At 68.1% G+C, this 22,644-nt stretch carries 18 protein-coding genes; 12 read left to right on the top strand and 6 right to left on the bottom strand.

Annotated features, from left to right (window positions below):
* Nucleotides 1-15: 15 nt before the first annotated feature.
* Nucleotides 16-855 (bottom strand): GntR family transcriptional regulator, encoded by an 840-nt coding sequence (locus tag Q7C18_RS07895; protein ID WP_311024882.1) that lies wholly within the window; start codon nucleotides 853-855, stop codon nucleotides 16-18.
* A gap of 112 nt (nucleotides 856-967) precedes the next feature.
* On the opposite strand from Q7C18_RS07895, the gene Q7C18_RS07890 reads away from it, so the two are divergent.
* Together Q7C18_RS07890 and Q7C18_RS07885 are read left to right on the top strand one after the other, a co-directional pair.
* Nucleotides 968-2,599, top strand: a complete 1,632-nt coding sequence (locus Q7C18_RS07890) for an amidohydrolase (RefSeq protein WP_311024881.1) — start codon at nucleotides 968-970, stop codon at nucleotides 2,597-2,599.
* Nucleotides 2,596-3,972 (top strand): APC family permease, encoded by a 1,377-nt coding sequence (locus tag Q7C18_RS07885; RefSeq protein ID WP_070160576.1) that lies wholly within the window; start codon nucleotides 2,596-2,598, stop codon nucleotides 3,970-3,972. The genes Q7C18_RS07890 and Q7C18_RS07885 overlap by 4 nt, the downstream gene beginning before the upstream one ends.
* Before the next feature lie 83 nt (nucleotides 3,973-4,055).
* Here Q7C18_RS07885 and Q7C18_RS07880 read toward each other — a convergent pair whose 3' ends face one another.
* The 4 genes from Q7C18_RS07880 to Q7C18_RS07865 all read right to left on the bottom strand — a co-directional run bounded on the left by Q7C18_RS07880 (nucleotide 4,056) and on the right by Q7C18_RS07865 (nucleotide 9,348).
* Nucleotides 4,056-4,718 carry an MBL fold metallo-hydrolase gene (locus Q7C18_RS07880; protein WP_070160578.1) on the bottom strand — a complete coding sequence of 221 codons (663 nt, stop codon included), beginning with the start codon at nucleotides 4,716-4,718 and terminating at the stop codon, nucleotides 4,056-4,058.
* A 14-nt stretch (nucleotides 4,719-4,732) separates the two neighbouring features.
* A complete protein-coding gene (locus Q7C18_RS07875) occupies nucleotides 4,733-5,827 on the bottom strand; it encodes an S-(hydroxymethyl)mycothiol dehydrogenase (RefSeq protein ID WP_070160580.1) in 1,095 nt (364 codons plus the stop codon).
* An 89-nt stretch (nucleotides 5,828-5,916) separates the two neighbouring features.
* Nucleotides 5,917-8,457, bottom strand: coding sequence for an FAD-dependent oxidoreductase (locus Q7C18_RS07870; RefSeq protein ID WP_311024880.1), 2,541 nt, complete (start codon nucleotides 8,455-8,457; stop codon nucleotides 5,917-5,919).
* A 117-nt stretch (nucleotides 8,458-8,574) separates the two neighbouring features.
* The gene (locus Q7C18_RS07865) at nucleotides 8,575-9,348 is read right to left on the bottom strand and encodes an IclR family transcriptional regulator (RefSeq protein ID WP_311024879.1); all 774 of its coding nucleotides are present in this window, start codon (nucleotides 9,346-9,348) and stop codon (nucleotides 8,575-8,577) included.
* 137 nt (nucleotides 9,349-9,485) lie between these two features.
* On the opposite strand from Q7C18_RS07865, the gene Q7C18_RS07860 reads away from it, so the two are divergent.
* From Q7C18_RS07860 to purU, 10 genes are all read left to right on the top strand, one after another.
* The gene (locus Q7C18_RS07860; protein WP_311024878.1) at nucleotides 9,486-9,830 is read left to right on the top strand and encodes a bifunctional 3-phenylpropionate/cinnamic acid dioxygenase ferredoxin subunit; all 345 of its coding nucleotides are present in this window, start codon (nucleotides 9,486-9,488) and stop codon (nucleotides 9,828-9,830) included.
* Nucleotides 9,830-11,047 (top strand): FAD/NAD(P)-binding oxidoreductase, encoded by a 1,218-nt coding sequence (locus Q7C18_RS07855; RefSeq protein WP_311024877.1) that lies wholly within the window; start codon nucleotides 9,830-9,832, stop codon nucleotides 11,045-11,047. Before Q7C18_RS07860 ends, Q7C18_RS07855 begins: the two co-directional genes overlap by 1 nt.
* A 45-nt stretch (nucleotides 11,048-11,092) precedes the next feature.
* Nucleotides 11,093-12,292, top strand: a complete 1,200-nt coding sequence (locus tag Q7C18_RS07850; RefSeq protein WP_311024876.1) for an aromatic ring-hydroxylating dioxygenase subunit alpha — start codon at nucleotides 11,093-11,095, stop codon at nucleotides 12,290-12,292.
* 2 nt (nucleotides 12,293-12,294) lie between these two features.
* Nucleotides 12,295-13,713: an L-serine ammonia-lyase gene (locus Q7C18_RS07845; protein ID WP_311024875.1), complete on the top strand. Its 1,419-nt coding sequence runs from the start codon at nucleotides 12,295-12,297 to the stop codon at nucleotides 13,711-13,713.
* Nucleotides 13,714-13,846: 133 nt separating this feature from the next.
* Complete coding sequence (gene glyA, locus Q7C18_RS07840; protein WP_085437197.1) at nucleotides 13,847-15,139, top strand: serine hydroxymethyltransferase; 1,293 nt, start codon at nucleotides 13,847-13,849, stop codon at nucleotides 15,137-15,139.
* Entirely contained in the window at nucleotides 15,139-16,356 is a 1,218-nt protein-coding gene (locus Q7C18_RS07835; RefSeq protein ID WP_311024874.1) for a sarcosine oxidase subunit beta family protein, read from the top strand. The genes glyA and Q7C18_RS07835 overlap by 1 nt, the downstream gene beginning before the upstream one ends.
* A gap of 30 nt (nucleotides 16,357-16,386) precedes the next feature.
* Nucleotides 16,387-16,689 (top strand): sarcosine oxidase subunit delta, encoded by a 303-nt coding sequence (locus Q7C18_RS07830; RefSeq protein WP_070162146.1) that lies wholly within the window; start codon nucleotides 16,387-16,389, stop codon nucleotides 16,687-16,689.
* A complete protein-coding gene (locus tag Q7C18_RS07825) occupies nucleotides 16,686-19,601 on the top strand; it encodes a sarcosine oxidase subunit alpha family protein (RefSeq protein ID WP_311024873.1) in 2,916 nt (971 codons plus the stop codon). The genes Q7C18_RS07830 and Q7C18_RS07825 overlap by 4 nt, the downstream gene beginning before the upstream one ends.
* On the top strand, nucleotides 19,594-20,316 hold the full coding sequence (locus Q7C18_RS07820) for a sarcosine oxidase subunit gamma family protein (protein ID WP_311024872.1): 723 nt from the start codon (nucleotides 19,594-19,596) through the stop codon (nucleotides 20,314-20,316). Before Q7C18_RS07825 ends, Q7C18_RS07820 begins: the two co-directional genes overlap by 8 nt.
* On the top strand, nucleotides 20,295-21,164 hold the full coding sequence (gene purU, locus Q7C18_RS07815; protein WP_070162140.1) for a formyltetrahydrofolate deformylase: 870 nt from the start codon (nucleotides 20,295-20,297) through the stop codon (nucleotides 21,162-21,164). Before Q7C18_RS07820 ends, purU begins: the two co-directional genes overlap by 22 nt.
* 119 nt (nucleotides 21,165-21,283) lie before the next feature.
* Here the strand turns inward: purU and Q7C18_RS07810 are convergent, their stop codons facing one another.
* Nucleotides 21,284-22,642: a sugar ABC transporter substrate-binding protein gene (locus tag Q7C18_RS07810; protein WP_311024871.1), complete on the bottom strand. Its 1,359-nt coding sequence runs from the start codon at nucleotides 22,640-22,642 to the stop codon at nucleotides 21,284-21,286.
* Nucleotides 22,643-22,644: the final 2 nt, after the last annotated feature.

Genomic DNA, 22,644 nt, shown 5'->3' with positions numbered 1-22,644 from the left:
CTCCATAGTTCCTCCTCAGGGATGGGTGGAGTCGCCAGGGTCCGGCGGCTCACCTTCGGGCTCCTCGAGCGTCTGCTCGACGAACAGCTGGAATGCGTGCGGTGCCAGGACTGAGAGGTAGATCTCGGCGATAGCGCCGCCTTGCAGATAGGTCTCACGTCGCCCCGTGAAGACAGGCGTCCCCTCGGGCAGGTTCAGTAGCTGTGCAGCCTCGTGGGTGGCTACGGAGGGCTGCAGGTACAGCCGAGATCTCACGACTGGCACGCCTGAAGCGCGGAAGTGGGCCATAGAGGTAAACGTCGTCAAGTCTTCACGCATGACGCGCGGAGCCACCGAGAAGGGGATCATGTGTTCCTCGATCGCCACGGGGTCGCCTGCTGGGTCGGTCTTGACCCGGCGGAGGTGGTGGATCGCGTCGTCGGCGCCATGGCCGGGAAGATCGATGTCGAGATCACTGGCAGGGATGGTCTCCGCGAGCAGCACTGTGTGAGCGCCCTCCTCTTCGGGGCCCGATGCCAGCAGGTTCGTCCAGCGCAGCAGATCTGTGGCGCTTCGAGTGACCGTGGTGCCGGCACGCCGATTCCTGGTCACGAGGCCCGCTTCGGCCATGCTGGTGATCGCCCGCTGGACTGTCGCACGGCTCACCTCGTACGTGGCGCAGAGTTCCCGCTCTGTAGGGATGGTGTCCCCGGGTCGGAACTCTCCAGACCGGATGGCCTTCTCAAGGTCGCCGCGGATCTTCGCATACTTCGACTGTGATCCCATGCACGGAGAGTAGTCATAAAAATAATGACTAGTCCATAGTTGAGGCCCATGTGTTTCCTGGAGAGCCTGCCGGTCAGGGATGGCGCTCACCAGCACTCATGCGGTGCCCCTTGACGGCGGAGTGTGACATGAGCTACAACAGATAACGAATGTAGTTCATTTATCGGGGAGTGCCCCCGTTCTCAGGAAGGCAGCGCCCCGTATGGTCGAGCTGATCATCCACAACGCCCGCATCCGCACGATGACGGCGGCTAGCGATGCGGCGATCGTCGCCGACACCGCCGTGGCCGTGGCCGGCGGCATGATCCACGCCGTGGGAGGCGATGCGGAGATCCTCTCGCACGCCCGTGACGAGACCCGGATCGTCGATGCGGCCGGGGCGACGCTGACTCCCGGCCTCATCGACTCCCACTGCCATCCCGTCCTGGGGTGCTCCGCGACGGTCGGCATCGACTTCGGGGGCATGGTGGATCTGGAGTCCGTTCGGGCGGCCATCGCCGAGGAGGCTTCCCGGCTCGGGGCCGGAGAGTGGATCCTCGGCTGGAATCTCGACTACAAGGCCTTCGAGACAGCAGGCATCCGCGGGGATCACTTCGACGGCGTCACCGGCGGGCGCCCGTTGGCCGTGCGCTTCTTCGACATGCACACCGGACTGGCCAACAGCGTGGCGATGGAACGTTCCGGCGTCGACGGAACCGAGACGTTCGCCGACGCCAGCGAGGTCGTGGTGGACGAGGACGGTACGCCCACCGGTGAACTCCGGGAGATTCCGGCGTACTCTCTCGTCTTCGACGCGGTGCCCCAGGGGCCAGCTGAGGAGCTGGCCGGCACGGTCCAGACCAAGCTGCTGGAGATGGCGGCCAGCGGGGTCACCGGCGCCACCATCATGGACGGCGATCGGAAGACCCTGACCACGTTGCAGGCGTTGGAGGAGCTTCCCGGTGGCCTGCCCGTCCGCCTGCAGGTCGCTCTGTGGCATCACCCCGGTGACGATGACTCCGCCGTCGCGCAGCGGATCGCGCTGCTGAGCAGCTCCGGCCGCCGCTTCCGCGTGAGCATGATCAAGATGTTCATCGACGGGGTCATCGACGGCGGCACCGCCTGGCTCCACCAGCCCGACACCCACGGGGAGTCCGCCGAGCCGTTCTGGCCCAGCGTCGACCGCTACGCCGAGGTCGCCGAGGCCTACCACCGGGCCGGATTCCAGCTGGCCACGCACTCCTGCGGCGATGCCGGCGTCGCCCACGTCACCGAGGTCTACTCCCGACTCGACCCGTCAGCCGGCTCCGGGGCACCGCATCGGATCGAGCACCTGGAGACGATGACGGACCATGACGTCGATTCCCTTGTGGAGGCCGACGTCGTCGCCTCCATGCAGCCGCTGCACATGCAGTGGCGGGAGGCGCAGGGCACAGACCCGTGGGCGGCCCGGCTGGGGGAGGAACGAGCATCCCGTGCCTGGCGGGTCAAAGACGTCCTCACCGCCGGCGGGCGGATCGCGCTGGGCTCCGACTGGCCGGTGGCCGAGAGCGACGCCCGCATCGGACTTGCCTGGGCGCGCCTCCGTCGCCGTCCCGGCCACCCCGAGAGTCCGGTCTTCGAGCCTGCTCAGCGGCTCACCGGTGTCGAGGCGCTGCTGGGGTACACCCGGTGGGCCGCCGAAGCCCTCGGACGCGACGACCTCGGCACGATCACCCCCGGGTCTCAGGCGGACCTCGCGCTCTGGGCCGCCGACCCGGTCGAGACCGACCCCGACGAACTCATCGCCACCCCGGTGCTCCTGACCACTGTGGCAGGGGAGATCATCCACCAGACCCAGGAGGTCACATCATGAGCACAGCATCTTCGACGGTCAGCGAGAGTCCCGCGCTGAGACGCAGTCTCGGACTGCCTTACGCCGTCCTGTTCGGTCTGGCCTACATGGTGCCGCTGACGGTCTTCACCACCTACGGCATCGTCAGCACCATCACCTCCGGGCACCTCGCACTGGCCTACATCATCACCTTGACCGCCATGCTGGTCACCGCACTCAGCTACGCCCGGATGGTGAAGGCGCTGCCGGTGGCGGGATCGGCCTACACCTACACCCAGCGCTCCTTCGGGCCCAACCTCGGATTCCTCGTGGGCTGGTCGCTGCTGCTCGACTACCTCTTCCTGCCGATGATCAACTTCATGATCATCGGGCTCTACCTCAACGCGGCGATCCCCGCACTGCCGGCCTGGCTGATCATCGTGGCCACCATCGTGATCGTCACGGCGATGAACGTGCTCGGCATCAAGGTGGCCGCCGGCTTCAACAGCATGCTCGTGGGGATCCAGGTGGTGTTCATCGTGGTCTTCGTGATCATGAGCGTCGTGACCCTCACCGCCCAGGACGCGCCCATCGACCCGCTGGCGCCCTTCGCCAACGAGGAGTTCCAGTTCGCCGCGCTCATCGCCGGCGCCGCGGTGCTGTGCCTCTCGTTCCTCGGGTTCGATGCGGTCTCCACGCTGTCCGAGGAGACCAAAGACCCCACCCGCACCATCCCGCGCGCCATCCTGATCTGCACGTTCAGCGCCGGTCTGATCTTCATCTTCCTCTCCTGGCTGGGGCACCTGGTCTTCCCCGACTGGACGGCCTACAGCTCCGTGGACACCGCGGCCACCGATGTGATGGCGCGCGCCGGCGGGGCGTTCCTGGTGGCGTTCTTCACCGCCGCGTTCATCTCCGGCGGGGCGGCCTCCGCGACGGCCTCCCATGTCTCCGTGACCCGCATCCTCTACACGATGGGCCGCGATGGCGCGATGCCCGGCCGAATCTTTGCCGTGCTGCACCCGAAGTTCCGCACGCCGTACCTGGCGGCGCTGGCCGTCGGGGCCGTCTCACTGCTGGCTCTCGTGCTGCCGTTGGAGCTGGCCGCCGCCATGATCAGCTTCGGAGCGCTCATCGCCTTCACCTTCGTCAACCTCTCCGTGATCAAGTACCACGCGGTCGACAGGGGGCGCCGCCACGGCGGTGACCTCATCCGGTTCGTGGTCCTGCCTGCGATCGGTGTGACGCTGTGCCTGTGGCTGTGGACCTCGCTGTCCCCGGACGCCTTCATGGTCGGTCTCGGATGGGTCGGCGTCGGCCTGGTCTGGTTGCTGGTGATCACACGGGGCCTACGCCGGCCGGCGCCCACGATGGACCTGCAGGAGGTGGAGGACTCGGTCGTCCCCAGCAGCTAGTGCCGCCCCGCACAGAGACGTCCCCTGCGGGCCAGCCGTTCACGCGCTGGCCCGCAGGGGACGTCTCTGTGTGAGGGTGGCTGTCAGTATCCGCGGTCGACCCACTCCTGGAGGAAGGGCTTCTCCTTGTCGATGCGGGTGGACTCGCCGTGTCCGGGGAGCACCTGCGTCTGCTCCGGCAGCTCCGCGAAGATCCGGTCGCTGATCGACTCGATGATCGTCTCGAAGCTGCTGTGGGACCGACCGGTGGCCCCGGGACCGCCCTGGAAGAGCGTGTCGCCGGCGAAGAGCACCGACCCGCGGGACCCGTCGGTGTGGGGGAGGTCCTCCGCATAGAAGCAGGTGGAGCCGGGCGAGTGGCCGGGCGTGTGGACTGCTGTCAGGCGAGTGTCGGAGACGGTGAAGACATCGCCGTCGGAGATCTCCACATCAGGACGGGCATGGGCATGGACCTGCTCCCACAGGACGTGGTCGGCCGGATTCAGGTGGATACGTCCGCCGACCTTGCGCTGGACGTCGAAGACCTCACGGATGTGGTCGTCATGGCCGTGGGTGAGCAGGATGCCCAGGACCTGGCGGTCTCCGACCTGCTCCGCCACAGCCTCGGCGTCATGGGCAGGATCGATGATCAGCACCTCGTCGTCGTCACCGACGAGGTAGACGTTGTTCTCCACCTCCCATGTCCCTCCGTCCAGGGAGAAGGTGCCTGCGGTGATCAGGTGTTCGATGCGTGCCGTGGTGGCCATCGGGTGGGCTCCTCTCAGCCGATCTCGACGACGCTGCGCAGCACGTCGCCCTGGTTCATGGTCTCGAAGGCCTCCTGGACCTGGTCAAGGCGGACCCGCTCGGTGACGAACGCATCGAGGTCCAGGCGCCCCTGGCGGTACAGATCCACCAGGTAGGGGAAGTCCCGACTGGGCAGACAGTCTCCATACCAGGAGGACTTCAGGGAGCCGCCCCGGCCGAAGAGGTCGATCATCGGCAGCTCCACGCTCCACGAGGGATCAGGGACGCCGACCAGGACCACCCGGCCGGCCAGGTCACGTGAGTAGAAGGCCTGCGTATAGGTCTCGGGCCGGGCGACGGCGTCGATGACGACGTCGGCGCCATGGCCTCCGGTGAGCTCACGGATGGCTTCCACCGGATCGGTGCCACCTGCCTCCACGGTGTGGGTGGCGCCGAGCTGCCGGGCCTGCTCCAGCTTCCGCGGGTCGAGGTCCACGGCGATGATGGTGGTGGCTCCGGCCAGTCGCGCCCCGGCGATGGCTGCGGTTCCCACGCCTCCGCAGCCGATGACGGCGACCGACTCCCCGCGGGCCACCTCACCGGTGTTGATGGCCGCCCCGATGCCGGCCATCACCCCGCAGCCGAGCAGCCCTATGGCGGCGTTGTGCTCGTCCTCGGTGTCCTCGACGACGGTGCACTGCCCGGCAGCGACCAGCGTCTTCTCCGCGAACGCTCCGATGCCCAGGGCCGGCTCCAGGGGAGTGCCGTCGGCCAGCGTCATCTTCTGCGTGGCGTTGTGGGTGTTGAAGCAGTACTGGAGCTTGCCGCGGCGGCAGGCACGGCACTCGCCGCAGACGGCGCGCCAGTTCAGGATCACTGTGTCCCCGGGGCTGACCGACGTCACCCCCTCGCCGACGGCGGCGACGCGGCCGGTGGCCTCGTGCCCCAGCAGGTAGGGGTAGTTCTGACCGATCATGCCCTTCTGGTAGTGCTGGTCGGTCTGGCAGACGCCGCAGGTGAGCACATCGACCACGGCCTCCCCGGGGCCCGGATCGGGGACGACGATCTGCTCGACCGTGGCCGGCGCGTCCTGAGCGGTGACGACCACGGCGTTGACGGTATAGGGCATTTCAGGGGCTCCTCTTCAGGCAGGTGACATCGTTGGTGGCAGGTGTGGGCGGCGGATGAGCCATGGTAGGCCCGCCGAGGGGAGAGGGTTCAAGACCTCATGCGCGAGGCGCTGGGGTCGAAGAGGGGCTCCTCGGCCACGCGCGCCCTGAGGCGGCGGCCGAAGTAGGACGCCTCGACCTCGGTGCCCGCGGCAGAGTGCTCCGCGGGCACCCAGGCGTAGGCGATCGACTGTCCGGTGACATACCCCTGGTCCGCGCTGGTGACATAGCCGATCGGTCGGCCGTCGTCGCCCGCCGCATAGACGGGCTCATGACCCATGAGCACCTTCGACGGGTCCTCCAGCAGCAGGCACACCAGCTTGCGGCTGGGCTGGTCGGCGCCGATCGCGGTGAGCTTCTCCGCCGCCGCGCCGCGGACCGCGAACTCGATGCCGGCCTCGTGGGGAGTGTGCTCGCGGGTCATGTCGGTGCCCCACAGGCGCATGCCCTTCTCCAGGCGCAGGCTTTCGAAGGCGCGACGCCCCACCGGGAGGATGTCATGGCGGCGCCCGGCGCCGATCAGGACATCCCACAGGTGGCGGCCGAACTCGGCCGGTGCATAGAGCTCCCAGCCCAGCTCCCCGACGTAGCTCAGGCGCATGGCCAGCACTGGAACGCCGGCTACGTGGAGCTCGCGGCTGCGGTAGAAGCGGAACGCCTCATGGGAGAGGTCCTCGTCGACGAGGCCCTGGAGCACCTCGCGGGCCTGAGGTCCCCAGAGCCCCAGCCCGCATGACCCGGAGGAGGCGTCCCTCAGGTGCAGCGCATAGGAGCGTTGCCTCATCATCATCTGGAACCAGGCGGCGTCGAGGTTGCCGTTGACTCCGAGGTGGTAGGTCTCCTCGGCCGTGCGGGCGATCGTGATGTCCGAGAGGATGCCGCCCCGTTCGTCCAGGATGAGCGCGTAGACGATGCTTCCCACCGTGCGTCCGACACGGCGGCTGAGCAGACCGTCGTCGGCCAGGCCGTCGAGGAACTCCGTGGCCCCGGTGCCGGAGAGCTCCCAGCGGGGAAGAGAGGACATGTCCACCAGGCCCACAGACTCGCGCAGGCGCCTGGCCTCGACCGCGACGAGCGGGCTCCAGTACTGCGCCGACCACTGGTCGCGGGTGGGCAGGGGGGCGTCGCCGAGCATGGGGACCGCGGGACGCATGTCCGGAAGGGTCGCATTGGACTCGTACCACAGCGGCCTTTCCCAGCCGTTGGCCGAGCTGAACGACGCCCCGCGCCCCCGCTGCCGCTCGTAGAAGGGGGACGTGCGCAGACCCCGCAGACGCAGAGTCGTCGCGCGGGGGTGGACGATGTCGTAGACCTCGTCATAGGACTCCTCGCCCTGCTCGCGGGCCCAGCGCTGGGATGTCAGAAGCGGGTCGAACCGGGCGACGTCGAGGCCGTGGGTGTCGATGCCGGGATCACCGGTGGTGAGCCATTGGGCCACCACCTCGCCGACGCCGGCGGACTGGGTCACCCACACGGACTGGGCCATCCAGAGGCCCTCGATCCCGGGCACCGGTCCCAGCAGTGGGCCGCCGTCGGGGGTGAAGGAGAAGATGCCGTTGAAGCTGAGCGAGTCGTCCAGCGTGGTCTCGCGCAGCTCGGGGAGCAGACGCTGGGCCTCCACCCATGAGGCCTCGAAGTCCTGTCGCGTGAACGGGTGGATGGAGGCCTGCCCGCCGTGCCGGAGGATCTGCTCGGGGCTTGCGATCTCATGGTCCGCCACCGGAAGGGGGCGGTGCTCGTAGGCGCCGATCGCGATCCTCGAGCCCCATTCGCGCAGGTACATGCCGTGATCCTGGTGCCGGATCATCGGCCGGGCGACCTCGGTGGCGTCGTCGAGCCCCGCGAGGGATTCGATCGGCTGGCTGAAGCCGAATCCGTGCTCGACCGGGAGCATCGGAATGTCCATGCCCAGCAGCTCGCGGGCCAGCTTCGGCCCCCAGAGTCCGGCGCAGGAGATGACGATGTCGGCCTCGATCACCTCTGGTTCGGCGTCGGAGCCGACCGGCACCGTCTCGACGCCGGTGACGCGGGTGCCGGAGCGACGGATTCCGGTCACCTGCGTCTCGCTGACCAGTCGCGCCCCGCCGGCCTGGGCGCGTCGTGCCTGGAACTCGACGGCGCGAACACCCTTGACCACGGCGTCGGTCGGTGTGTGGAGGGCACTGAGCACTGTCGAGGTGTCGATGTCGGGCCACAGGGCGGCGACCTCCTCGGGGGTCAGCAGCTGTGCGGGCACACCCCAGGACTTCGCAAAGTCATGCCGGCGGTGCAGCTCCTCGACACGTTCGGCGGTGGTGGCCAGCTCCAGGCCGCCCACGCGTTTCATCACCCACTGTCCGTCGACCTCCGCGCCGTCCAGCTTGTCCAAGGTGCGCTGGGCCAGCTCACACATGGCCTTGTTGGGCGAGGTCTGGAACACGAAACCTGGGGCGTGGGAGCTTGAGCCGCCGGTCTCGAACAGCGGACCCTGCTCGACGACGGTGACGTCCGTCCAGCCCCGCAGGACCAGTTCGTCGGCGACGGCGGCGCCGACCACTCCCAGGCCGATGATGACCACACGGGAATCGTGCGGAGCAGTGTGGTGCGACATGCATCCTCCAGGCGTTGCATATTAAGAAACGAGATGTTCTGTGCGCAACCAGCCTAGAGGCCGTGTGTTTTATGGCACAAGGGGTTCACCCTGGGTGTTTCCTGAATCGTGGCCAGCTCAGCCTCCGAAGTACCCCATCCTGACCTCCAGGGTGCGAGCCTCCCTCTTGAGCGTCTCGGCAAGCTCGGCGAAACGTGATTCCGGCAGCCGGAAGGACGGGCCGGTGATCGACAGGGCGGCGGCCACCTGGCCGTCCTTGCCGCGGACGGGGACCGCCAGGGCGTTGATGCCCTGTTCCCACTCCGCCACGGCGGAGGCCCAGCTGCGATGCCGGATCGTCTCCAGCTCGCTGCGCAGGACTTCCGGGTCGGTCATGGTCATGCCGGTGAAGCTGTCCAGTCCGCGCTCCACGAGTCGGTCGAACTCGTCCTGGTCGGCGTGGGCGAGCAGGATCTTTCCAGTGGATGTGGCATGCAGGGGGCCGCGCTGTCCGACGTACTGATGGCTCACGCTGAGCATCTGGTCGTCCGCGGCCTGGATGATCGTCACGGCGTAGCCGTCGTCCAGGATGGCCACGTTGACCGTCTCCTGAAGCTCCAGGGCCAGGGCGTCGCAGCAGGCCTGGGCGTCCTTGGAGAAATCCATCTGCGCCGCCACTGAGTTGGCCATGTGCAGCAGGGTGATGCCGAGCCTGAAGGCGCCCCGTTCGCGCTCCTGTTCGACGAGCCCGTGGGCCTCCAGCGTGCCGAGCAGTCGGAACGCCGTGGAGCGGTGCACGTCGAGCTCCCGGGCGATCTCCGCGATCGTCAGAAGCGGCGACTCGCTCAGGAGTCGGAGGATCTGAGCGGCGCGGTCGACGGACTGGATGCGAGTCAGGTTCTCGGACGTCATGAAAAAACTCCAGATTCTTCGGATGGCCTCTTGACGCACCCCTCGTGGGCAGTGAAGCATAGGTCACACAACGTGTTGCGCACTATAAATCATGTTGCGCTATTAGCAACACTAGGTGAAACCGGTGGTGATGGCAAATGAGTGTCCGCGTCTGTTCCCTGCAGGACCTGACTCCAGGAGAAGGTCTGCGCATCGATTCTGTGACTCCGCCGATCGCGGTGTTCCTGACCGAGGACGGCCAGGTGCATGCGATCGACGACACCTGCACCCATCAGGAGGCCTCCTTGGCCGCCGGATGGTTGGAGGACTGCCGAGTGGAGTGCCCTCTGCACGAGAGCACGTTCTCCCTGCTGACCGGAGACGTCGACCAGCCGCCCGCCAAGCGCGGTGTGCGGGTCCACCAGGTCCAGGTCCGCGGCGACGACGTGCTCGTCGAGCTGTCCCAAGATGCACCGAATCTTCCCCCGGGGGTGACTGTCTGATGCTGGACTCATCGATGACCATGTACGGAGCGGGACTGCCCGTCGACGGGCACCTGCTGATCGTGGGAGCCGGCCTGGCCGGTTATCACGTGGCGCGCGGAGCCCGGGCCAACGGGCACCAGGGCCCCATCACGGTGCTCGGGGACGAGCTCCACCCGGCCTACGACCGTCCTGCGCTGAGCAAGGCGTTCCTCAGCGGAGCGGCGGGCATCGAGCACCTGGTGCTCGACGACCCGGAGAATCCGCTCGATGTCACTTGGTTCGGCGGAGCCGCCGCCGAGCGCCTCTCCGCGGAGCCCCTGGGAGTCGAGACCTCCGACGGTCGCTTCCATGACGCGGACGCGGTGGTGATCGCCACCGGCGCGCAGGCCTGCCGGCTGCCCCTCTCGGGTCAGGCCACCTTCGTGCTGCGCAACATCGATGACGCCCTCGCACTGCGCAGCAGGGTCGTCGAGGACCAGCGCATCGCCATCGTGGGCGGCGGGTTCCTGGCGCTGGAGGCCGGAGCCACCTGCGCGGAGCGCGGGGCTGCGTCGGTCACCGTCGCGGCAGGTGAGCACCACCCGGGGGCCGCGCGTCTGGGAGCGCCCGTGGGCGAGGCCGTCCGGCTGCTGCACGAGCGCCGCGGCGTGCACTTCGCGCCGCCGAGCCGTGCGGCCTCGGTCCGCGACGTCCCGGGCGGTCAGGAGCTCGTCCTGGCGGACGGCCACACCGTGGAGGCAGACATCGTCATCTGCGCCATCGGGGCGACCCCCGCGACCGCCTGGCTGCGGGACGGGGTCCTCAGCCTCGACCCCACCAGCGGAGCAGTCCTCTGCGACGACACAGGATTCACCGGGATGCCCGGCATCTGGGCTGCGGGGGACTGCGCGCAGTGGGCCTCCCAGGCCTCGGGCCTGCGCCCCGTGGGCCAGTGGCAGGAGGCGGTCGAGCAGGCAGGCATCCTCTCCGCCTCGCTCACCGGCGCCGCCCCTGCGCCGTTCCAGGAGCCGTACTTCTGGTCCGAGCAGTACGACGTGAAGATTCAGGGAGCCGGTCGGATCAGCCAGGCCGACGAGGTACGGGTGATCGACGGCAGCATCGAAACTGCCGATCTGCTGGTCAGCTATCTCCGTGAGGGCGCCGAGGTGGGGATTCTCGGCTTCAACCGCCTTCGCGAGGTCAAGCGCTGGCGCAAGCAGCGCCAGGTCCGCGCGGCGGACGTGCTGGTGGCCTGACCTCCGACCCGGTCCCGACACCCAGGAAAGAGAGAACACGCACCCATGATCATCGATCACTTGGACGAGCCCCTTCCCGGATCCTCATTGCGGCCTACCCCGCCGGGCGTGGCCTACACCGATCCCGAGATCTTCACCCAGGAGCAGGCGGAGATCTTCGAGAAGCAGTGGAACTGTGTGCTCCGCGCGGACTCGCTGCCGCAGGCCGGCACGTGGAAGACGGTCACCGTCGGCCGCGAGGAGATCATCGTCGTCCGCACCCGGAAGGCCGGCATCGCCGCCTACTACAACGTCTGTCGCCACCGCGGCATGCGCATCTGCACCACGGGTGAAGGACGCAGCAAGACCCTGAAGTGCGGGTACCACGCGTGGACCTACGCCCTCGAGGGGGAGCTGGTCGCCGCACCGAACCTCACCTCGATGCCCGATGTGGACCAGGAGGCCTACGGGCTCCGCCCGGTCCACGTCCGGGAGTGGCTCGGCTACGTGTGGGTGTGTCTGGCGGAGGAGCCGCCGAACTTCGATGAGGCCGTCCTCGGTGAGGTCCGCACCAGCTTCGGCGAGGTGGAGTCCATCGACAACTACGGCATCGAGAACCTCACCTGTGGCGAGACGAAGACCTACGACGTCCAGGCCAACTGGAAGCTCATCATCGAGAACTTCATGGAGTGCTATCACTGCGCGACCATCCACCCGGAGCTCACCGAGGTCATCCCGGAGTTCGCGGACGGCCTGGCGTCCCAGCGGAAGGACGGCGTGGTCCACGGCGCCTCGTTCGGCGACGAGATCACGGGCTTCACCGTCGACGGTTCCTCGGGCGTGGCCGAGATTCCTGCGATCGCGCCCGATCAGGAGCGCAAGTACTACGCGATCACCGTCCGTCCGCAGGTCTTCATCAACACGGTGCCGGACCATGTGATCATCCACCGGATGTTCCCGGTCTCGGAAAGCCGGACGATCGTCGTCTGCGACTGGCTCTTCCTTCCGGAGGTGGTGGAGAAGATCAACGCCGGAACCCTCGACGTCTCCAAGTCGGTGGAGCTGTTCCACCGGGTCAATGAACAGGACTTCGAGGCCTGTGAGTACACCCAGCCCTCGATGTCCTCCAGCGCCTACACCTCCGGGGGAGCACTCGTTCCCAGCGAGCATCACATCAGCGAGTTCCACGACTGGTGGTACGCGGCGCTGGGATGGCGCGCCCCCGAGCAGGTCCGCGACGAGCAGACGACGGCGGCACAGGCCTGAGCATGCCCATCAGTGTGTTTGACCTGTTCAGTGTGGGGATCGGTCCGTCGTCCTCGCATACGGTGGGGCCGATGCGGGCAGCGCGCCGGTTCGTGGTCGAGGAGCTGCCTGCCGGTGACGACCTGGGCGGCTTGGCTGAGGTCCGGGTGGACCTCTACGGCTCCCTGGCCGCCACCGGGCAGGGTCATGGGACCTTCGATGCGGTGCTGTTGGGCCTGGAGGGCTGGGACGCAGAAGCGATCCTGCCCGAACAGGTAGAGGAGCGGCTGGCCGATATGCGGGCCACGGGGACGGTCCAGGTCGGCGCCCAGGTGGAGCGCCGGGTGGATGTGGCCCTGCGGGTGGAGGATTTCGTGCAGCGGCCGTTGACGTTTCTGCCGCAGCATTCCAATGGGATGGTGCTCACCGCGGTCGATGCTGCGGGGGCTCAGCTGGCGGAGCAGACGTATTTCTCCATCGGGGGCGGGTTCGTGGTCACCGCCGCCGAGGCGGAGGCGGCCTCTCTGGGTGAGGTGGTGGAGTCCACGGAGGCGGCGGTGCCGTATCCGTTCACCACGGCTGCGGAGTTGATGGGCCACTGCCGGGATGCTGGGCTCTCGGTCTCGGAGGTGATGATGGCCAATGAGACGGTGGTGCGTTCCGAACAGGAGGTCCGGGCAGGGGTCCTGCATATCTGGGCCGTCATGGAGGACTGCAAGAACTCTGCGCTGGGTCGGTCGGGGGAGCTGCCGGGTGGGTTGAAGGTGCGGCGTCGTGCCCCGGGCTGGCATGCCCGTCTGGCCGAGCAGGATCCGGATCGGTCGTATGCCTATTGGCAGGAGTGGGTGAATCTGGTGGCTCTGGCGGTCAATGAGGAGAACGCCTCGGGCGGCCGGGTGGTGACGGCACCGACCAACGGGGCCGCCGGCATCATTCCGGCGGTGGGGTTCTACGCGACCCACTATGGGCCGGGCGGTTCGTTCATCGCGGCGCAGGATCGCCAGGAAGCGGTGGTGCGTTACCTGCTGGCTGCGGCGGCGATCGGGGTGCTGTACAAGGAACAGGCGTCGATCTCTGGTGCTGAGGTGGGGTGTCAGGGGGAGGTCGGTTCGGCGTCTTCGATGGCGGCTGCGGGGCTGTGCGAGGTGCTCGGGGGCAGTCCGGAGCAGGTGGAGAATGCCGCGGAGATCGCGATGGAGCACAATCTCGGGCTGACCTGCGATCCGATCGCGGGGTTGGTTCAGGTGCCCTGCATCGAGCGCAATGCGCTTGCGGCGACCAAGGCGGTCAATGCGGCGCGGATGGCGTTGATGGGTGATGGCCAGCATCGGGTCTCGTTGGACGAGGTGATCGTGACGATGCGCGAGACGGGGGCGGATATGTCCTCGAAGTACAAAGAGACCGCTCAGGGCGGGTTGGCGGTCAACGTCATCGAATGTTGAGACCCACGCAGTGAGACCCACGCAGTGACATCCCCGACGTGACAGTGACATCTTCCCGGTGACGCGGCAGAGAAGACGCCGCCGGGAGACGACGACAGGTCGGGACGGACCGACCACAGAAGGAGCCGGAGACATGAACGACACCCTCGCCTCGCTCCGTCGAGACGACCCAGACATCGCTGCGGCGATCGACGCGGAGCGGCAGCGGCAGTCCGACACGCTGGAGATGATCGCGTCGGAGAACTTCACCTCACCAGCGGTCATGGAGGCTCAGGGCTCGGTCCTGACCAACAAGTACGCCGAGGGATACCCGGGAGCCCGCTACTACGGCGGCTGTGAGCACGTGGACGTGGTCGAGCAGATCGCTCTGGACCGCGTGCGGCAGCTCTTCGGCGCCGAGGCGGCGAACGTGCAGCCGCACTCGGGAGCCCAAGCCAATGCCGCGGTGTTGGCCGCCCTGCTGCAGCCCGGAGACACGATCCTCGGCCTCGACCTGGCTCATGGTGGTCACCTCACCCATGGCATGCGGCTCAACTTCTCCGGTCGTCTCTATGACGCAGTGGCGTATCAGGTCAGCGAGACCGACCACCTCATCGACATGGAGGAGGTCGCTCGGCTGGCCCGCGAGCACCGGCCGAAGCTCATCATCGCCGGATGGTCCGCCTACCCGCGACAGCTGGACTTCGAGGCGTTCCGTCGCATCGCCGACGAGGTGGGGGCCTACCTGATGGTGGACATGGCCCACTTCGCGGGCCTTGTGGCCGCAGGGCTCCACCCCAACCCCGTGCCATACGCGGATGTGGTGACCACCACGACCCACAAGACCTTGGGTGGACCGCGTGGTGGGGTGATCCTCTCCCGGGCGGAGCTGGCCAAGAAGATCAACTCTTCAGTGTTCCCTGGTCAGCAGGGCGGTCCTCTGGAGCACGTCATCGCCGCCAAAGCCGTGGCGTTCAAGGCCGCCGCCGGGGAGGCGTTCCAGGACCGCCAGCGGCGCACCGTGGAAGGCGCCCAGATCCTTGCGGACCGCTTTCTGCAGCCGGACGTGGCGGCCTCAGGCATCACACTGGTCAGCGGAGGCACCGACGTGCATCTGGTGCTGGTGGACCTGCGCCACTCGGAGCTGGACGGCCGGCAGGCGGAGGATCGGCTGCACGAGATCGGCATCACGGTCAATCGGAACGCCGTGCCCTTCGATCCGCGCCCGCCGATGGTGTCCTCCGGGCTGCGCATCGGTACCCCCGCACTGGCGACTCGCGGCTTCGGTGCCGAGGAGTTCCGCGAGGTGGCCGACATCATCGCCTATGCCCTGGCGCCGACCCTCACCGCAGGGGATCGCGTCGAGCTCAGTGCGAGAGTGGCCGCCCTGACGGCCCGGTTCCCGCTCTACCCCCACCTCGAGACCACGATGCAGGAGGTCGTCTGATGGCTGAGATGCTGCCGGAGCACCCGGATTTCCTCTGGAGCAACCCGGAGCCGAAGCGGTCCTATGACGTGGTGATCGTCGGTGGAGGGGGCCATGGGCTGGCCACCGCGTACTATCTGGCAGCTCACCACGGGATCACCAATGTCGCGGTGGTGGAGCGAGGGTGGCTGGCCGGTGGGAACATGGCCCGCAATACGGCGATCATCCGCTCGAACTACCTCTGGGATGAGAGCGCGGCGATCTATGAGCAGTCCCTGAAGCTCTGGGAGCAGCTGCCCGATGAGCTGGACTATGACTTCCTCTTCTCCCAGCGCGGAGTGCTGAATCTGGCGCACACCCTGGAGGACGTCCGGGAGTCGGTGCGGCGGGTGGAGGCCAATAAGCTCAACGGGGTCGACGCCGAGTGGCTGAGCCCGCAGGAGGTCAAAGAGGTCTGCCCGATCCTCAACATCGGTGACGACATCCGGTACCCGGTGATGGGGGCGACCTTCCAGCCGCGGGCAGGGATCGCCAAGCATGACCATGTGGCCTGGGCCTTGGCGCGGCGCGCCTCCGAGCTCGGAGTGGATCTGATCCAGAACTGCGAGGTCACCGGGTTCCTCTTCGAGGGGGACCGGGTCACCGGGGTGGAGACCAGTAGAGGCCGGATCCACGCGGGGAAGGTCGCCCTCGCAGCGGCCGGGCATTCTTCGGTGGTCGCCGGGCTGGCCGGCCTGGAGCTGCCGATCCAGTCCCATCCGCTGCAGGCGCTGGTCTCGGAGCTGTTCGAGCCGGTACACCCCACGGTGGTGATGTCGAACCATGTCCACGTCTACGTCTCTCAGGCGCACAAGGGCGAGCTGGTCATGGGGGCTGGGATCGACCAGTACGTGGGCTACGGGCAGCGCGGGGCGTTCCACGTCATCGAGGAGCAGATGGCTGCCGCAGTGGAGCTGTTCCCGATCTTCGCTCGGGCGCACGTGCTGCGCACCTGGGGCGGGATCGTGGACACCACGTTGGACGCCTCGCCGATCATCTCCAAGACGCCGGTCGACCAGCTCTACGTGAACTGCGGCTGGGGGACCGGCGGCTTCAAGGGGACCCCGGCGTCCGGGTACACCTTCGCCCACACGATCGCCCACGACGAACCCCATCCGCTCAACGCGCCGTTCGCCCTGGACCGGTTCGAGACCGGGCACCTCATCGACGAACACGGTGCCGCCGCCGTCGCCCACTGACCCCCACGTCTTCCCCGAAGAGGTCCTGACATGATGCTCATCCCTTGTCCGCACTGCGGACCCCGCAATGAGAACGAGTTCACCTATGGGGGCCAGGCGGAGGTCTCCTACCCGGAGGACCCGCACGCCCTCGACGACGCCGCATGGGCGCGTTTCCTGTTCTACCGGGACAACACCAAGGGACGATTCGCCGAACGGTGGGTCCACGCCCTGGGGTGCCGGAAATGGTTCGACGCCGTGCGGGACACCGTCACCTATGAGTTCCACGAGACCCGTCCCGTCGGGCGGATGACCGACCTTCCCCAGGGTCCGCAGGAAGGAGCCCACCCATGACCGTGACCTCGCGCCGCCTGCCTGCTGCGGCGGCACCCCATGCCCGTGTGGAGACCACCCGGCCCCGCCGCTTCACCCTCGACGGTGAGACGATCAGCGGGGTGCAGGGTGACACCGTGGCCAGCGCGATGCTCGCCTCCGGGAGGCTGCGGGTGGGTGACTCCATCTACCTGCGGCGCCCTCGGGGCATCTTCGCGGCCGGCGTGGAGGAGCCCAATGCGTTGATCTCCGTGCGCGGCGACCAGCCGGGGGCCGTGACCGAATCGATGCTCTCCGCGCCTGCGGTGGAGCTCACCGACGGACTGGACGTCCGATTGCTGTCCGGGCTGGGGACCCTGGACCCTGCCGCTGACGAGGCCTACTACGACCACAAGCACGTCCACACCGACGTGCTGGTGGTCGGTGCCGGGGCCGCCGGTCTGGCCGCCGCCCGTGAGGCCGCCCGCTCGGGTGCGCGGGTGATGCTGGTGGACGAGCAGGCCGAGGCCGGCGGCGAGCTGTTGGACCGCCGCAGCGCGCGCATCGACGGACAGCCCGCGCGGGCCTGGATCACCGGTGTGGTCGGAGAACTGGCGGACAGCCCGGAGACCGTGCACCTGCAGCGCACCACGGCCATCGGCAGCTATGACGCGAACTACCTGGTCGCCGTAGAACGCCGGCGCGCCCATCTCTCGGGAGCCGGGGCCGATGGGGTGTCGCGCGAGCGGGTATGGCACATCCGGGCCTCTCAGGTCGTGCTGGCCACCGGCGCCCATGAGAGGCACCTGGTCTTCGCGGACAACGACCGCCCGGGCATCATGCTGGCGAGTGCGGTGCGCAGCTACCTCAACCGCTACGGCGTGTTGGCCGGTGAGCGGACCGTCATCGCGACCACCGGGGACTGGGTCTATGACCTGGTGGAGGATCTTCAGCAGGCTGGAGGCGAGGTTGCCGCGGTGGTCGATTCCCGGCCGGAGCTCTCGGAGCGCGCCCTGAGTGCTCAGGCCGCGGGCGTGCCCGTGCACGCCGGTTCCGTGGTGGCGGGCACTGATGCTGACGATCAGGGAGACCTGTCGGCCGTGCGCATCAGCGGGTTGGCCGAGGACGGCACGCTCACCGGTGCGGTCACGGTGGTCGAGACCGATGTGCTCGCCCTCTCCGGGGGATTCACCCCGACCATCCACCTGCACACTCAGCGGCAGGGCGCGATCCGCTGGGAAGACTCCCTGGCGGCCTTCGTGCCGGAGAGGCCGGTGGCCGGCCAGCGGACCGCGGGCATGATCAACGGCTGCCTCGACCTTGCTGGGGCGCTGCAGGAAGGTGCCGACGCTGGGGCCGCGGCAGCCGGTGACACAGGCTTCGCCCGCACCCCGCAGGTTCCTCAGGCGGATCCGGAGGCTCTGGCACCCGCCCGTCCGGTATGGCTTGTGCCGGCGCCGGGCCATGATGATCTCGCCGACGCCGAGGCGTACCGGAACCATTTCGTGGACTTTCAGCGGGATCAGACGGTGGCCGATGTGATGCGCGCCGCTGGGGCCGGGATGCGCTCGGTGGAGCACGTCAAGCGGTACACCTCGATCTCCACCGCCCATGACCAGGGCAAGACGAGCAGTGCGGCGCTGATCGGCGCGTTGGCGGTGCTGCTGGGCAAGGAGAACCCGCAGGGAATCGGGATCACTGCCTTCCGGCCCCCGTACACACCGGTGTCCTTCGCCGCGCTGGCCGGACGGCGTCGTGGAGATCTCTTCGACCCGGCCCGGATCACGCCGATGCATTCCTGGCACGTGGCCCACGGGGCTGTCTTCGAGGACGTCGGCCAGTGGAAGCGCCCCTGGTACTTCCCCCAGGAGGGTGAGTCGATGGACGAGGCGGTGCTTCGTGAGTGCGCCGCGGTGCGGGAGTCAGTGGGGTTCATGGACGCCACCACCCTAGGCAAGATCGAGATCCGCGGGACCGACTCCGGAGAGTTCCTCAACCGCATCTACACGAACGCGTTCAAGAAGCTCGCTCCGGGCAAGGCCCGCTACGGGGTGATGTGTGGCGCTGACGGGATGATCTTCGACGACGGTGTGACCCTGCGTCTGGACGAGGACCGGTATCTGATGACCACCACGACCGGTGGGGCGGCCGGTGTCCTGGATTGGCTGGAGGAGTGGCTGCAGACCGAGTGGACGGACCTGGACGTCACGTGCACCTCGGTCACGGAGCAGTACGCCACCGTGGCTGTGGCCGGGCCGAGGTCCCGCGACGTCATCGCTGAGCTGGCCCCCGACCTGGACGTCTCTGCGGAGGCCTTCGAGTTCATGGCCTTCCGGGAGACGACTCTGGCCTCCGGCATCCCCGCCAGGGTCTGCCGGATCTCCTTCTCCGGGGAGCTGGCCTTCGAGGTCAATGTGGCCTCCTGGTACGGGGCACAGGTCTGGGAGGACATCGCCGCGGCGGGGGCTCCCTACGGCATCACACCCTATGGCACCGAGACCATGCACGTGCTGCGCGCCGAGAAGGGGTACATCATCGTCGGACAGGACACCGACGGCACCGTCACGCCCCAGGACGCCGGCATGGAGTGGGTCGTCTCGACCCGCAAGGACTTCATCGGCAAGCGTTCCTACGCGCGTCCGGACAACCAGCGCGAAGACCGCAAGCAGCTGGTCTCCGTGCTGCCGGCGGACCCGGAGCACCGACTCCTCGAAGGGGCGCAGCTGATCGCCGCCGACACCGACGTCGCCCAGATTCCGGTGCCCATGGAGGGTTGGGTGACCTCGTCGTACCGGTCGGCCGCCCTGGGCCGGACCTTCGGGTTGGCGCTGATCTCCCGGGGCCGAGAGCGCATCGGTGAGACGCTGCGCACCCCGGTGGACGGCCGACTCGTCGACGTCCTCATCCAACCCACCGTCCTCTACGACCCGGAAGGGAGTCGCCGCGATGGCTGAGATCCACACGTCAGGACCCGCCGCGCTCAGACGGTCCCCACTGGCGCATCTGCACCAGAGCCTCGCCGCAGGCTCCGCCGCGGCCCCGGAGCGCTTCAGCGTCCGGGAGATCGCGTTCACCACACAGATCGGAGTCCGGGCGACTCCGGGAGGTGCGGCGCACCAGGCGATCTCCGAGGCCCTGGACGCCGGGCTTCCCTCCGGCGTCGGCGAAGTGTGCGGAGACCCCGCCACGACGGCGGCCCTGTGGCTGGCGCCCGACGAGTTCCTCGTCGTCGCCGAGACCGATCGTCACGACCTGCTGGTCGCGCTGACCGACGCGTTGGGGGAGCACCCCGGCCAGGTGGTGGACCTCTCCGCCAACCGGACGATCCTGGAGATCTCCGGGGATCGTGCCCGCGACGTGCTGGAGAAGGGCGTGCCGGTGGACCTGCACCCTCGGGGGCTGCCGCCCGGCTCCGCGGTGGTGACCACGCTGAGCCTGGTGCCGGTGCTGCTGTGGCGCACTGGAACCGGCACCGGAACCGGCACTGGAACCGGCACCGGGAACGGGCATGACGAGGGCCCCGACTCGGATACGTTCCGCGTGATGCCGCGGATCTCCTTCGCCGACCATGTGGCCCGCTGGCTGCTCGACGCCTCACGTGAGCACCGGCCGGCCTCGACCCCGACCGACCAGCCTGAGGAGGCCTCATGCCCAGCGACCGTGGGATGATCCTGACCCTGGACTGCCCTTCCACCTTGGGGATCGTCCATGCCGTGAGCGAGGTGCTTCTGGCCCACGGGTGCAACATCATGGAGCTGGCCCAGTTCAACGACCCGCGGGCGGGACGCTTCTTCCTGCGGGCACGGGCCGAGAGTGGGGACCCAGACGACGCTGCCGCCGCCCTGGCCGCTGTGGAGGCGGATCTGGCCCCGGTGGCGGAGCGCTTCGGCATGAACTGGTCGCTGCGGGCCGCTGATGCCAAGCCCCGTGTGCTGGTGATGGTCTCGAAGTTCGAACACTGCCTCAACGACCTGCTCTTCCGCACACGGAAGGGTGATCTGCCCATCGAGATCGTCGCGGTGGTGTCCAACCATCCGGATCATCAGCGGCTGGTCGAATGGCATGATGTGCCGTTCGTCCATATCCCGGTGACCCCGGAGACGAAGCCGCAGGCCGAGCAGCAGCTGCTGGACCTGGTGGATCGCCTGGAGATCGACCTGGTGGTGCTGGCCCGGTACATGCAGATCCTCAGCGACTCCTTGGCCACTCGCATGGAGGGACGGGTGATCAACATCCACCATTCGTTCCTGCCCAGCTTCAAGGGAGCCAAGCCCTACCACCAGGCCTTCGAGCGCGGTGTGAAGACCGTCGGCGCCACGGCGCACTACGTGAACAGCGAGCTCGATGAGGGTCCCATCATCGCCCAGCAGGTGCTGGATGTGGACCACACCCACGGACCTGAGGACCTGGTGGCCGCCGGACGGGACACCGAATGCAAGGCGCTCTCCGATGCGGTGCGCTGGCACGCCGAAGGCCGGGTCATCCTCCACGGCGGCAAGACCGTCGTGCTCCGCTGAGCTGCGGATCAGCCGCAGAGCATCCGCGCCGGTGAGGGCGGGCCCCTGAACCGCTCAGGTTCAGGGGCCCGCCCTGTCTGAACAGGGCCGCGTGGCCCCCGCGGACGCGGCTGGAGCGGTCACTCGAGCATGGCGTTGACCCGCTCGTTGAGGTCGGCCAGCGTCTCGGCGTCCCGACCACCGATGTAGATCTCGTCCATGGCCGGTGTCATCAGCGCATCGATCGAGCCGAACTGGTCGGTGACCGGGTAGAACATGGTGTGCCCGGCCTCCACCAGGTCCGTGAAGGGGGCGACGTCGATGCCGCGCTCACCGAAGGCCTCGATGGCCCGCTCGGTGGACTCGGGTCGAGCCGGGAGCACGACGGCGGCGTCGCCGACGATGTTCTGACAGGTCTCCGAGCCCAGGAAGGCCACGAACCGCGCCGCCTCCTCCGGGTGATCCGTGTCGGCGCTGATGGAGTCGGCCAGCCCGTTGTACATCGACACCGGGTGACCCGCGGGCCCCGCCGGAAGCCGAGCGATGCCGACGTCGACGCCGTCGAGCCGGGTGTAGGAGTTCAGCATCCAGGAGCCGTCGGTGGACATGGCGGCCTGTTCGGAGCCGAGCTGCTGCTGGGCGTTGGCATCGCCGCCCACCTCCTCGTAGGAGGCCAGGTACCCCTTGTCCACGAAGCCGAACAGCCACTCCAGAGAGTCATGGAGTCGAGGATCGTCGAAGTTGTACTCCTGGCCCCACACATCGGCGTCGGTGAAGCGCCATCCGGTGGACCCCGCAGTCCAGGACCACATGGTCTGCCCGGAGGTGCCGCCGGAGCCCTGCGAGGCCAGCCCGTAGACGGCGACGTCGTCCGGGTCGAAGTCCTCCTCGTCTCCGCGGTTGCCGTCGGAGTCGACGGTGAGGCGGGCGACGATCTCTTCGAAGGAGCCGCCGTCATCGGGGTTCCAGTCCAGGTCCTCGAGGTCGGCGGGCGTGAGCCCGGCGTCGGCGAGCATCTGCTCGTTGTAGAAGATCGCCACCGTGTCGAAGTCCTTCGGCATGCCGTACCAGCCGCCGTCCTCGCCGACCCAGAGGTCCGCCAGACCGTCGTGGAACTCCTCGGCGTCCACCGCCGCGGTGGCCTCCAGCGCGTCGAGGTCCAGCAGCAGCTCCCGCTGCACGTACTCCGGGTACCGGGAGAGATGATCGGTGAACACGTCCGGGGCGGTGCCGGCGACGAAGCCGGCGGTGAGCTTCATCCAGTAGTCGTCGAAGCCGTACTGGCTGATCCTCACCTCGATGTCCGGGTTCTCCTCCTCGAAGGCGTCGACGCAGTGCTGATACGGCAGCAGCTGGTTCGCGTCCCAGAGCCAGTAGTCCAGGGCGACGGTGTCCTCACCCAGGGCGATCCCGCATCCGGTGGCGGAGGTCGCCGCCAACGCGGCCAGCCCCAGTCCGACGCCGCGGCGTGCGGCACGTGACGAATGTGCGCGTCTCATCT

It is taken from the genome of Nesterenkonia sp. CL21, assembly GCF_031705515.1.
In the GTDB taxonomy this organism is placed as follows: Bacteria; Actinomycetota; Actinomycetes; order Actinomycetales; family Micrococcaceae; genus Nesterenkonia; species Nesterenkonia aethiopica.
The sequence above is the reverse complement of the archived record's forward strand: the minus strand, read 5'-3'. Positions and strand labels throughout refer to the sequence as shown.